Source organism: Candidatus Marinarcus aquaticus (assembly GCF_004116335.1).
Taxonomy (GTDB): Bacteria; Campylobacterota; Campylobacteria; order Campylobacterales; family Arcobacteraceae; genus Marinarcus; species Marinarcus aquaticus.
Genome location: NZ_PDKN01000004.1, coordinates 20,070 through 32,745 on the forward strand (window position 1 = coordinate 20,070; position 12,676 = coordinate 32,745).

At 35.6% G+C, this 12,676-nt stretch carries 11 protein-coding genes and 1 pseudogene; 2 read left to right on the plus strand and 10 right to left on the minus strand.

The features are described 5' to 3' along the window. Positions 1-3: 3 nt before the first annotated feature. From CRV04_RS06910 to CRV04_RS06935, 7 genes and pseudogenes are all read right to left on the minus strand, one after another. Entirely contained in the window at positions 4-375 is a 372-nt protein-coding gene (locus CRV04_RS06910) for a response regulator (RefSeq protein WP_128996105.1), read from the minus strand. 9 nt (positions 376-384) lie between these two features. Continuing rightward, entirely contained in the window at positions 385-843 is a 459-nt protein-coding gene (locus CRV04_RS13045; protein ID WP_419188591.1) for a CZB domain-containing protein, read from the minus strand. Further along, positions 838-1,788: pseudogene (locus tag CRV04_RS13025) on the minus strand (methyl-accepting chemotaxis protein); the annotation flags it as partial. The gene CRV04_RS13045 and the pseudogene CRV04_RS13025, both read right to left, overlap by 6 nt. A gap of 77 nt (positions 1,789-1,865) precedes the next feature. Further along, a complete protein-coding gene (locus CRV04_RS06920; protein ID WP_128996107.1) occupies positions 1,866-2,999 on the minus strand; it encodes a BaiN/RdsA family NAD(P)/FAD-dependent oxidoreductase in 1,134 nt (377 codons plus the stop codon). Next, positions 2,996-4,246 carry an ArsS family sensor histidine kinase gene (locus CRV04_RS06925; RefSeq protein WP_128996108.1) on the minus strand — a complete coding sequence of 417 codons (1,251 nt, stop codon included), beginning with the start codon at positions 4,244-4,246 and terminating at the stop codon, positions 2,996-2,998. Before CRV04_RS06925 ends, CRV04_RS06920 begins: the two co-directional genes overlap by 4 nt. Continuing rightward, on the minus strand, positions 4,243-4,923 hold the full coding sequence (locus CRV04_RS06930; protein WP_128996109.1) for a response regulator transcription factor: 681 nt from the start codon (positions 4,921-4,923) through the stop codon (positions 4,243-4,245). Before CRV04_RS06930 ends, CRV04_RS06925 begins: the two co-directional genes overlap by 4 nt. Continuing rightward, complete coding sequence (locus tag CRV04_RS06935) at positions 4,895-5,371, minus strand: Spy/CpxP family protein refolding chaperone (protein WP_128996110.1); 477 nt, start codon at positions 5,369-5,371, stop codon at positions 4,895-4,897. The genes CRV04_RS06930 and CRV04_RS06935 overlap by 29 nt, the downstream gene beginning before the upstream one ends. A 153-nt stretch (positions 5,372-5,524) precedes the next feature. On the opposite strand from CRV04_RS06935, the gene CRV04_RS06940 reads away from it, so the two are divergent. Beyond that, entirely contained in the window at positions 5,525-6,811 is a 1,287-nt protein-coding gene (locus CRV04_RS06940; RefSeq protein WP_128996111.1) for an FAD-dependent oxidoreductase, read from the plus strand. Positions 6,812-6,822: 11 nt separating this feature from the next. On the opposite strand, the gene mfd is transcribed toward CRV04_RS06940, so the two are convergent. The 3 genes from mfd to CRV04_RS06955 are packed head-to-tail and all read right to left on the minus strand — an operon-like array spanning position 6,823 to position 10,796. Beyond that, entirely contained in the window at positions 6,823-9,792 is a 2,970-nt protein-coding gene (gene mfd, locus CRV04_RS06945; protein WP_128996112.1) for a transcription-repair coupling factor, read from the minus strand. Further along, positions 9,792-10,079 (minus strand): hypothetical protein, encoded by a 288-nt coding sequence (locus CRV04_RS06950; protein WP_228126504.1) that lies wholly within the window; start codon positions 10,077-10,079, stop codon positions 9,792-9,794. Before CRV04_RS06950 ends, mfd begins: the two co-directional genes overlap by 1 nt. Before the next feature lie 9 nt (positions 10,080-10,088). Then, positions 10,089-10,796, minus strand: a complete 708-nt coding sequence (locus CRV04_RS06955) for a DUF445 domain-containing protein (protein ID WP_128996114.1) — start codon at positions 10,794-10,796, stop codon at positions 10,089-10,091. Positions 10,797-10,928: 132 nt separating this feature from the next. Between CRV04_RS06955 and olsF the strand changes: the two genes are divergently transcribed. Continuing rightward, positions 10,929-12,665, plus strand: a complete 1,737-nt coding sequence (gene olsF / locus CRV04_RS06960) for a bifunctional ornithine lipid synthase OlsF (protein ID WP_128996115.1) — start codon at positions 10,929-10,931, stop codon at positions 12,663-12,665. Positions 12,666-12,676: the final 11 nt, after the last annotated feature.

The following is a 12,676-nucleotide window of genomic DNA, read 5'->3' on the forward strand; positions in this document are numbered from 1 at the left end:
CAACTACGACTTTAAAACTTCAGTAATTTTACTCTCTAAAGCTTGCAGTGAATCAAACGGTTTCATCACATAATTGGTTGCACCCTCTTTATGTGATTTCAACACCCTATCCAACGTTGAATACGCGGTCATCATAACAATTTTTTGTGCTGGATTTTTAACCATGATTTTTTCTAATGCTTCTAAACCATTCATTTGAGGCATCATGATGTCTAATAAAACCAAATCAAAACTGTCTCGATTAACCGCATCTACTCCTATAACAGGGTTAGAAAAGGTTGAAACCGTGTACTTGCCTGATTTACTCAAAAACCGATTCAACATCGTTAAAATTTCTGTTTCATCATCAATAATTGCAATTTTATATGTGCTCATTTTGCTCTCCTACTTTTTATCAAAAAGATCTTTAGCCGCTTTTTTCATCACCGATTCATTTTTCTCTTCTAAAATTTTATCCAAATAATAGAAGACCTCTTCACTCGCATTTTCAACTAATGCAATCTTATCTTCAATCAGTTGTTTCGAGCATGCTACGGCTAACCCAGAACACTCTTCTGCTAAAATATTGGCTTCATGGTGGACGGTGTGATGGTGTTTTTCTAAGTGTTTATATGAAGGCACAAAACTGAACTCTTCTCGTCCAAGTCCTGTGTCGTACCATTTCCCTAATCGACAATTGTGGTGATCAACCGCTTTAAAGCTGTGTTCTCCACCAAAAATTAATTGATACAAGTTATTTTTATAAATCACGTGATCCAGTTTTGCGAGGTTAATGAAAATTTTATTTGAAATGCTCTCAACTTCATACACCGATCGATTTGAGTTACGTTGGAATTTGTTCATTAAATCATTTAACACTGCTACTCGGTTTTTTGTTTCGTTCACTACACCAGCAACCACATCGGAACTCTCTTTGATGCGTTGTGTCTCTAAGTGAATTGAATCCACCACATCTTTAATCTGTTTCGCAGCATCCGCACTTCGTGTTGCAAGGTTTCGAACCTCTTGAGCAACCACCGCAAAACCTTTTCCTGCTTCACCTGCGGTTGCCGCTTCAACAGCCGCATTGAGAGATAAAATATTGGTTTGGAAAGCGATATTTTGAATGAGGGTGATGACTTCTGAAATATCTTTTCCTTTAACAACTAAAGAGTTCACCACTTCATTTTCAATCTCAATTTGTTGATGCAAATTACCCGTGTCTTTAACAATCTCTTGTGTTAAAGATAAACCTTCTGTAGAACCTGAAGCCGTCTCTTTAGACTCTTTCATCATCTCTTGCAGTTCATCCAACAAAGAAAGATAGGTTGTTTGAGTATTGGTCAATGAAAGTGTCATATTTTTATTGTGTCGCTCTAAAAGCCCTCCCTCTTTGTTATCATGTACAGAGGTTTTTTTAAGTGCCACAATTTTATATCCAGCATGTTCAACAATCATCACTTTCGCTTCGCAATCATCCATGATAAGAAAATCGTTTCTCTCTAACACAGCTTCTAACACCACAGAGAAATCACTGATATTATTTTTTGCCAATGTATTTGCAAAATAGACTTTATTCTTAGGATCAAAAACAACCAGACCCTCTTCTTGAGAAACAGCGGCTATGATTTTAAAGAGCGCAAGTTCATTTTTTACTTCTGTACAATCTTCCTCTTTGGGTGCTTTTGAAAGTTCAGTTTGTAAAGAGTTAATGATATTATTTTTTGTTTCAATCTCTTTTTTCAGTTGCTCAATCTGTGCTTCTAAATGAAGAATTTCAGACTGCATTTTTTGATTTCTAAAAAACATTGATCTGCCTTAGTTAACGTTATATTGTGCTGGATTGTACAAAAAGTTTCATAAATAACACATAAAATGATTTTAAGCTAGATCGATTTCGAGCAACTTACAGCACTAGAGAAAGCAAATTGAAAATTATATCCACCCAACTCTCCGGTGACATCCAAACACTCCCCTAAGAAATAAAGATTTTTTTGTAATTTACTTTGCAGTGTCAACTCATCTATTTCCAAAGTACAGACTCCTCCTTTGGTCACTTCAGCTTTGGTATAACCGAAGTTTCCTGCAGGAGAGAAGGTATAATTTTTTAATAACATTAACTTATTTTTCTCTTCATTGTTTAAAGCACTGATGGGTTGATCTTTGAGTTCAACTGATTTTAAAAATTCTGATACAAAACGTTTTGGTAAAGGAAGTGCTGAACTGATATGTTTGTTACTTTTCATAAACTTTTCTAATGCTTTTTGAGGTAAAAAATCAATACTCAATTGTCCCTTTTCCCAAAAAAGGGAGGCATTTAAAATCACAGGTCCCGAACACCCTTTATGGGCAAATAAAAACGAACCTTCAAACTCTTTATTGCCCACTTTTACCAGTGCAGGCAAAGAGAGACCACTTAATTGTTTGAACCAAAACTGCTCTTTTTGTACGGTAAATCCTACAAGTGCAGGAGAGAGTCTTTGCACCGTGTGTCCAAACTGTTTGGCCACATCAAAAGCAATGGAACTTGCACCTAAAGAAGGGTAAGACAAACCACCGCTTGCCATGACCAAATGCTCACACTCAATTTTACCTTTACTTGTATGCAAGGTATACTCTTGATTGTATGTCACCTCTTTGAGTTCACAATTGAGTTTCAAATCCACATGTGAAATCAGTTTTGAAAACATATCCGTCACCTCTTGGGCACTGTTACAAAAGTACGTTCCTTTGACAATCTTTTCAACAATTTTAGGTTTGACATGATGTTGATTAAAAAAAGCCAGTAAATCGTGTTGATCGAAGTTTTTAAGTATGTTATGCACAAACGTTTGATGGCCTAAATAGTGTTTTTCACTCATGTACTTATTGGTGACATTACACTTAGCTCCACCGCTCACACGGATTTTGGCTCCAATTTTTGCATTGCTTTCAAGTAAACAAATCTTTCTGTTTTTAAGAAGTGAAGCGAGCATCAATCCACTTGCTCCCGCTCCCACTATGACTATATCATATTTCAAACGTGCTCTTTTTGTACTATTTTAAATTGGTTTATACCATTTTCATGATTATATTTCAAGCTGTAATCACTGGCATTTAAAATCGAGTGCACGATATAAAGCCCCAATCCAAAGCTCTGTTTGTTTTTTTGTTCATTGGCAAAAAACGGTTCAAAATAGTTTGTCAAATCATATTTTAAAGGTTCACCTTCATTCTCAAATACAATCTCTTGACCTTGCGTTTTAATACAAACTTGTTTGTTCGGGGAATACTTAATGGCATTATCAATAAGGTTTTTTACTGCTAAAGTCATAAGTTTAAAGTTCACATGCAGTTTAAGATTCTCAAACTCACATTTGATTTCATCCTCTTCAAGCATTAAAATATCCACCGCATTATCGACAATATCATTTAAATAGTAGTAACTTTTTTCAAAATGTTTCGAAGAAGAAATCAACTCTTCAATTGAGCTGAACTCATTGATCAGACTCTCTAAACGATTAAAAACGTTTTTCATCTTTTCATCGTTTTGTTCATCGTGTGGCAGTTGCGTTAAAAACTTCCCTTTAGTAATAGGAGTTTTGAGTTCATGCATGATGTTTCGTATAAAAACATTTCGAGACTCTTTGATCTCTTTGAGACGTTGTGCTGCTTTTTTAAACTCTCTCGCTAATGCTGAAACTTCATCGTTTTTATTCGTATCACACCCTTGGATATCAAAGTTTTCTTCAGCTAAGTTCATCACTTTCTCTTTTAACTGTTTGAGTGGATAGATTTTACGATACGTGGTTAAATACGCAAAACACATTCCAATAAGAAGCAGAGTAAACACCGCCATAATATAAACCCTACCATTTCGTATCTCTGCTTGAGTATCTTTTAGAATAATTTCAAAACGATTGTTTTCTTGTTTTAAATAGATATAGTACTCCCCTTTTAATTGTAAAACTCGAAAGAGTATATCTCGATAAAAACGTTCAAACTCTACTTTTGTTTTTGGGTTGTATTTTAAAGCAGAAATCTCTTTTTTATCTTCACTGTAAGTAAAGCCAATCTCATCCATGGCATTAATAAAAGGTTGTGTTGCTTTATGGTTTTCAAAGTATTCTCTTAAAACCATTCGTGCAACAGGTGAGTATTTCTTTTTTATATGGTGGTCTCTCTCTTCTATAGCATGCCCCATAAGAATTAAAAAGCTGATTGCCAGCAAAATAAGTGTAATGACAAACGTAATGGTCAGAGTAAAGAGAATAGAATCACGTCTCATTGTACAAACTTATACCCCATACCTCGTATGGTTTGTAAGAACTCAGGCTGTTTAGGATTTGCTTCTATTTTTTGTCGAATTCGGTTGATGATCACCGCCAAACTTCCTACATTGTCATAATCACTGTTGAGTAAATCTGAGTTCTCAAAAATTTCATCTCGTGAGACGACAAAACCTTCTCGCTTTAACAACAGTAATACCACTTCATACTCAGCAGCCGTTAATTTGACATATTCGCCATTTTTTCGAATCTCTTTTTTGTCTTCATCAAATTCAAATGTTTTTTTATTCAATTCAGGTGTGGTTTGACTGTTTTTATTAAAACGTCTTAAAATCGTTTTTACACGTACTTCAAGTTCACGTGGGTCGTATGGTTTAGGCAAGTAATCATCCGCACCCAATTCTAACGCAATGACTTTATCCGTGATATCACTTCTGGCACTTGAGATAATAATAGGCACATCATGTTTTTTTACGATCTCTTTACACAGATCCAAACCATCCATTCCAGGAAGACTTAAATCCAAGATAATCAAATCGTACGAGTGCAAATTCAAACTTGAAAGAGCCAAAAAAGGCTCTTCAAAGTTCGTTACTTCCATATTAAACTGTTTTAAATATTGGGTCAAGACACACGCCAGTTCGGTATCATCTTCGACCATTGCTATTTTTATCAAAACGGCATCCTTGTTTTAGTTTTTCCTCTTTTAAATCCATTAAGACTCTCAGTTGAGACTTTTGCTTATCCGTTAACACATCATAGACTTTGGAAATCATTTTTGCTCGTAATTTTATCATATTTTCTTTTTTTGTCATAGCTTGTTGGATGTATTTCTCTTCGTCAAACTTGTCTGCACTGAATGATTCATACGGTGAAGGCATTTGAGATTTAAACGTTGTCATGATCTTTTGAACTCTCTCTTCTTGCTCTTGTGTTAAATTGAGTTTAAAAAGAAGTGGCATGATGCCCATATGACTTCCTTTCATTCCATGAACGCCTTTATAATACGACATTTTTGCTTTTTTCCCATCACATCTTGAATCATTTTGATTCATCATTTGTGCATTTAATAAACTGGCACCTAAAAGTGTTGCCATTAAACCTGTTATCATTTTTGTTTTCATAAAAAACTCCTTAGTGTTTTGTTAATCAAATTATAAAATGAGTAAATAAACCAAGCTTAAATCCCAGATTAACCGTTTATAAACCATTGTAAGTTTTAAACAATCGCTTTTGAGTTATAATTATTATTAGTTCAAATAATATAAGGAGTGGTCATGCAACGACGAGATTTCTTGCGCTATTCACTTTTTTCTGCTGCCCTGCTCTTTCCACTCTCTAACTTTGCACGTTTTCAAAAAAGTATGCAACCAAAAATTGTGATTTGTGGCGGTGGGTATGCAGGATTGAGTGTTGCACACTACTTAAAAGAGCTCAACAATTATTTAGATATTACCATCATAGAGAAAAACAGACGTTTTGTCTCTTGTCCTTTTTCAAATGCCTATTTAGGTGAAGTTCAAGATATTACTCTATCCTCTTTAACATTTTCATATAAAGATGCCATAAAGAAAAACAAATGTCGATTTATCAATGAAGAGATTTATGAAATCAATCGAGACAAAAAAGAGGTTTACACCAAATATCAAAATATCTCTTATGATATTCTCATTATGGCTGTAGGCATTGATTATAACTATGAGGCACTTTTTAACAATGAAAAAACCATCAAAGAGGTTATGAGTAAAGCACCTGCTGGATTAAAACCTCCTTTTGAACATGAACAACTCAAAGGTATGATTGAAACCTTTACAAAGGGCAATTTTATTATCACCGTACCCAATGGTTCATACAAATGCCCACCAGCACCCTATGAAAGAGCGTGCATGATTGCGCACTATTTTCAAACGCATGGTATTGAGGGAAAAGTCATCATTCTTGACCCAAGAGAACAACCTGCAGCCAAACCAAAACAGTTTTTAGAAGTCTTTAATACGCTTTATAAAAACACCATTGAGTATCATGGACTTACCAACCTTAAAGACATTAACTTTAAAATTAAAGAGGTTTATGTAGAGAGTTTTGATAAAAAAAACTTTGATTATGTGGATAAAACAGTGCCGTTTGAGCAAGCGAATATCATTCCACCCAACAAAGCCAATGAGCTTATTAAACAGGCAAAACTGGAACTCAATGACCACGGTTTTGCCAAACTCAAACCTCCTACTTTTCAATCCAGTATCGATGATGATGTCTATATTTTAGGAGATGCTCAAGGGGAATACCCTTTTCCAAAATCAGCACAAATGGCCAACTCCTGTGCACTGAATGTGGCCAATGAGATTGTATCGCGTCTGTATAATTTGCCCTACTCGCTTAAAGAGAACATGCCAGGTAATATTTGTTATTCATTGGTTTCTGATACCAAAGCGGTCTCCATCATGCACACCTATACGTATGATAAAAAACCAACGGTGAGCAGTTTTGTTTCTGCTATTGATGAAGGCACCGCATTGTCTGCTAAAAATTGGTATGAAGGGTTAACAGCTGAGCTTTTTAAGTAGCCTTTAAAAGGCTACTTTCGCAAAAATTGTAGGGTAGTTGCGATGATGTCATCATCATCTTTTGAAGGAGACTTAATGGTCTGCTTTGTGTCATCTTCTTTGGTAAAGGTGATATTCATCTCATAACTGGAGATGGTTTTAATCTCTTTTTGAAGCGCATAAATTTTAATTAAAATCAGCTCAATAAACTGTTTGGTTGGAATATCTGGTTTTCCAAATCGGTCTTCCATCTCCTCTTCAATGGTATAGACTTCCTCTTTATTTACCGCTTTTGAAAGACGTCTGTACAACTCTAAACGTACTCTGTCTTGGGTAATATAATCACTGCTGATATAGGCACTGATGGCAAGTTTAATATCCACCGTTTTGTGTGTTGTTTTATTCTCACCACTCAGACTTGCCAAGGCATCTTCAAGCATTTTAAGATAGAGACCATAACCAATTTGTTTGATGTGTCCACTTTGAGCTTCTCCAATGATATTTCCACCCCCTCGGATTTCCAAATCTTGATGGGCTAACGCCGTACCACTTCCTAAATATGAGTTTGACTCCAGTGCGACTAAGCGTTTGATGGCATCTTGCGTGATACGTTTTTTATCTTCAACCACAAAGTAACAAAAACCCTCTTTGTTTCCACGCCCTACTCGACCTCGAAGTTGATGCAAATCAGCAATTCCAAATCGGTCTGCCCCATCAATGACAATGGTATTGGCTTGTGGCAAGTGAAGTCCTGATTCCACAATAGAAGTGGCTAAAAGAATATCAAACTGACCTTCACTGAACGCGTCAATGATTTTTTCAGCATCGGCTGGTTTGATTTGAGAGTGAATGATCTCGATTTTAATATTGGGTAAAATGGATTCTAAGTCCGCTTTTTTTGCCTCAATGGAAGCGATGTTATTATGCACATAAAAAAGCTGTCCACCTCGTCGTTTCTCTCTTAAAATAATCTCTTTAATGAGCTGTTCACTGTACTCTTTGACATAGGTTCTTACTCCCAGTCGCTCGCTTGGTGGCGTTAAAAGTGAACTCATCCCTTTAAGCTTACTTAATGCCAAGTTCAATGTTCTAGGAATGGGAGTCGCACTCATGGAGAAGATATGCACATCCTCTCTTAAAGCTTTAAGTTTCTCTTTTTGTTTCACTCCAAACTTATGCTCTTCATCAATGATGACAAGTGCTAAGTTGTTGGTTTTAACTCCAAGCAGTGAATGTGTTCCCACTACTAAGTCATAGACTCCTTGCTCTAAACCTTTTTTTATCTCATTTTTCTCTTTTGTGGAGCTTTTTCCATCAAGTTTTGCCATTTTAAGTCCCAAAGGGGCAAACCGTTTTTGCATACTGTGAAAGTGTTGCGTAGCAAGCAGCGTTGTTGGACAAATAAACAAAGATTGATACCCATTGACAAAACACGCCAAAATAGCATTCATCGCCACTTCAGTTTTACCAAATCCCACATCACCGCTTAACAATCTGTCCATCACACGACCCGAACTTAAATCATCAAATATCTCTTTGACTGAACGATTTTGGTCTTTGGTGTACTCAAAACCTGCACTTAAAGCAAACTGTTTAAGCGTTTCACTGTTGGTATCCATTTGAATTCCATTGACCAACTCTCTGGCAGCTGCCAGTTGTATGATATCATTGGCAATGGCAAACAGACGCTCTTTGACTTTGGATTTTAGTTTAGCAAAGCTTCCTTTCCCCAGTTTATCAAGCATTGCATAACTTGAACCATCTGCAACATATCGGTCAATGACATCAATGTTTTCAACAGGCAACAACAGTTTGTCTTCATTGGCATACATCACAATCACAAAATCACGTTTTGCACCCATAACAACCACAGGTTCAATGCCTTTAAATTGTCCTATTCCATACTCTTCATGCACCACATAATCACCCACTTGAAGCTCATCAAGTACGAGTTTGACACGTTTTTTACGCCGCTTTTTATGCTCTTTATTCAGCGATAAAATCACCTCATCATCACTGACAAGGTTAATGATATAATCTTCTAAAACATACTTAATGTTTTTATTGGCCAAATCGAAATCATGCGCTTTGATTTTGGCTTCAGAAGCAGAGATAATGGTGAGTTTTTTGCCTTCATGAAAGGTGATAAACTCTTGAATATTTGCAGGACTGACCACTTCATAATTTCTGCTTTTGGGTACTTTTGGAAGCGTCAAAAACTTCTCTTTATGAACTCTTTTGGCATCAAAAATATAGGCTTCTTCCAGTTCATCTAACGCTTCATACGTTATATAAGTATTCAATCGTTGCGGAAGATACTCTCCTAAGTCATCCAAATACCAAAATCCCAAAGAGTGAATGTCTTGAATAAAGGCATCCGTTTGCACCTTTTGAATTTCGTCATTGATTTTTTCAAAATGCTCTTCATTGAGTGCTAAAAAGGCAGGGTTTATTGTAAACGACTCAATCTCTTCTTTATTGGATTTTTGATCTTCAATATCAAACTGTCGAATACTCTCTACTTCATCATCAAATAAAGAGATTCTGTATCCAAAACTGTTTCCTAAAGGGCAAATATCAATGATATCTCCACGAACAGAAACCTCCCCTTCACTCGTAACAATATCCACAAAATAGTATCCCCAGTTAAAGAGTTTGGATTTAAACGTTTCTATATCTAACGTTTGTGCAAACTCTATGGTAAAGCTGTCAAAACACTGCTCTTTTGGAAGGGCAAAACTGATGGTTCGTAAAGGAGCAATAAGCACTTTGTTTTGTTTTTTATAATTGTAGTATTCTCCTAAAACTTTGGTGATGTGCTGTAACTCTTCACTAAAAGAGAGCAAATCATCCCCAAAATTGGCTCTAAAATCAGCTAAAACGAATGGTTGCAAACCACTGAATGCCACGATATCTCGTCCAACGATGGCTTGTTTGTCATCATTAACAACCAAAAGTTGACACTCATTTTTACTCTTAAAAAATTCAAAAAGGTGTTGCATTATTTTGCTTCTTCAAAATCATTGGTAGAGTGGTCAAACTTATAGGCTTGCCAAGGCAGTTCATCGAGTTGAAAAATCAATTTACACTCTTTAAAACCACTCTTTTTTAATCCCACTTTCACCACTTCTAAAATATAGGCTTTGGTTGAAAATGTCGTGGTATTTGAAGTTGCAGTATACACTAACTCTTCCCCTTCTACTAAAACAAAACCCTCTTTTTTAAGATGTTTATTAAACCGTTCTTTATCTTCCAAGCCTTCAACATCTACAACCAATATGAGTTCCACAATTTCTCCTTATTTAATTATTGCGGCAATAAGCCCAATAGCACCACCAAAAACGGCACCCCAAACCACAAGCCAACCCAAATGCTCTTTAATCATGGTTTGTACAATCTCTTTGACCATCTTAGGTGTGAGTTCTTCTAATCGTCTGTTGACTACTGCACCTATTTTTTCGTGGATATCATCAGTAACATGACTGTTTTCTAAGCTCTCATGCAATGCTTTTTGAAAGGAGTCATTTTTTGAAATACTCACCAATGAAGCTTGCAACTTTTTAATAAAAGGCTCTTTGAGTGGTTCCAGTGCTGCTTCACCACCAAACATGCCCAACATTCCACCAAAAGATGATTCAACCACAGCTGTTTTGAGTGAGTCAAACGCAGGTGTAAAATCTGTTTTTTCTAAAATGGGCGTTAAGTTAAAATGCGACTCCTTTGAAGTCACCTCTTGTTCAAAAAATGTTTGTAAATTTTCTTGCGTAAAAAACTGCGTCATCATCAAATGATGAATCCCCTCTTTAAACTGAGTAAATTGGTTTTCAACCACACCACTTCCATATAAAAAAGGCACCTTTTCAAACAACATATGCACTGCAATGGCATTGGTCAAAGCCCCACTTAACGCAAAAAGCCCTACCATTAATAAAATGTCGTTGTTTAAAAAAAAGCCTACAATGGCTATAACAAAAGCCATCAAATTTGAAATCAAAGATTTATTCATCGATGTTTTCCTTTTATTTATTTTAAAAACGGGATTTTAGCATAAAAATACTTACTGCCTAATAGCCTGTATGACGTAACTTGCTTGTAATCAATTTGTTCTACAATTTTGCAAATTCAAGGATAAAAACAGATGATAGATGTAGAAAAAGAGATAATGAAGAAGTTTCCAAACTTGGAAAAAGACAGTTCCATACTGAAAAAATCACTGCTTAAAATAGCCAAACGTATCGTACACGAAGATACCATCAATCAATTTATACAAGATAATGCTCATCTCAAAGGGTTTGAGTTTATTGATGCGGTGTTGGAGTATTTTGATTTTGATTATACCGTTTCAAGTAATGACATGGAAAATATTCCAAGCACAGGCAAAGTGGTCATTATTGCCAATCACCCTTTAGGTGGTTTGGATGCACTTTGTCTGCTTAAACTCATTGGACAAATAAGACGTGATGTAAAAATCATTGCCAACGATTTTTTAGCAGGCTTTGATGCGCTGAAATCACTTTTTATTCCCATTGATAATTTTAAAGTCAAACAGTCTAAAAAAGACATTAAAACCATTTATGAGGCACTTGAAAATGAACATGCCATCATTATTTTTCCTGCAGGAGAAGTGAGTCGAGTGAGTGCGAAAGGGATAAAAGATCCCGTATGGTCAAAAGGATTTTTAAATTTTGCGATCAACGCCAATGCACCTATTTTACCTATTTTTGTAGATGGCAAAAACTCACGTACGTTCTATACGATTTCTGTGTTAAACAAAACTTTTTCTACCCTTCTTTTAAGCAATGAGATGTTCAATAAAAAGTCTAAAAACATCAATATCAAAGTAGGAGAACTCATTCCAAACGAGTTCATTGCACCCAAGGGTATCGATAAAAAGTACCTGATTAATCTCTATAAAAAACATCTTTACAGCTTGAAAAAAGGGAAAAAATCTTACTTTATTACACAAAAGGCCATCTCTCATCCCCAAGACCCAAGAGCGATTAAAGAGGAGCTTAAAACGGCACAACTCATTGGACAAACCAGCGACGGTAAAAAAATCTATTTGTATGATTACAGCGATGATTCCATTGTATTAAAGGAGCTTGGACGACTTCGAGAAATAAGCTTTCGCAAAGTGGGTGAAGGAGTGAATAAAAAACGCGACACCGACAAATATGACATTTACTATCGACATATTATTTTATGGGACGAAGAGGCATTAGAAATTGTGGGAGCTTACCGTATTGGAGAGAGCAATTTTATCAAAGAACATTTGGGTATGGAGGGTTTTTATTCACACTCTTTGTTTAAATTCTCCAATGAATTGTATAAAAAATTGGACAACTCCATTGAATTGGGACGAAGTTTTGTACAACCAAAATATTGGGGCACAAGAGCATTGGATTATTTGTGGTATGGTATTGGTGCGTATTTAAAACAAAATCCACATATAAAATATATGTTTGGACCCGTGAGTTTAAGCAGTACATACCCTAAAACGGCCAAAGATTTGATTATTTTTTATTATGATTACTACTTTAAAAGCAAACAAAAATTCGCCGAACCCAAACAACCCTACCAATACCACAACTCAATTGTAGATATACAAGAGTTGTACTCTTTAGACAGTGCAAAAAAAGATTTTAAGAATCTCAAATTTGCACTTTCAAACATGCAAGTAACGGTACCAACGCTTTATAAACAGTATGCTGATTTGTGTGAAGCAGATGGGGTTCAATTTTTAGGGTTTAATGTGGATAAGAGTTTTTCGGATTGTATCGATGGTTTTATTTTAGTCGATGTTACTAAAATCAAAACTTCACAAAAAGAGCGCTATATTGAAAATAAGAAAAAAAGAAAAAATCAAGAGGGTTAACAACATTGAGT

Bases quoted from the DNA above. Each gene is read 5' to 3' on its own strand.
- CRV04_RS06910 (WP_128996105.1), bottom strand. From the start codon at position 375: ATGAGCACATATAAAATTGCAATTATTGATGATGAAACAGAAATTTTA.
- CRV04_RS13045 (WP_419188591.1), bottom strand. From the start codon at position 843: ATGAACAAATTCCAACGTAACTCAAATCGATCGGTGTATGAAGTTGAG.
- CRV04_RS06925 (WP_128996108.1), bottom strand. From the start codon at position 4,246: ATGAGACGTGATTCTATTCTCTTTACTCTGACCATTACGTTTGTCATT.
- CRV04_RS06935 (WP_128996110.1), bottom strand. From the start codon at position 5,371: ATGAAAACAAAAATGATAACAGGTTTAATGGCAACACTTTTAGGTGCC.
- CRV04_RS06940 (WP_128996111.1), top strand. From the start codon at position 5,525: ATGCAACGACGAGATTTCTTGCGCTATTCACTTTTTTCTGCTGCCCTG.
- mfd (WP_128996112.1), bottom strand. From the start codon at position 9,792: ATGCAACACCTTTTTGAATTTTTTAAGAGTAAAAATGAGTGTCAACTT.
- CRV04_RS06955 (WP_128996114.1), bottom strand. From the start codon at position 10,796: ATGAATAAATCTTTGATTTCAAATTTGATGGCTTTTGTTATAGCCATT.
- olsF (WP_128996115.1), top strand. From the start codon at position 10,929: ATGATAGATGTAGAAAAAGAGATAATGAAGAAGTTTCCAAACTTGGAA.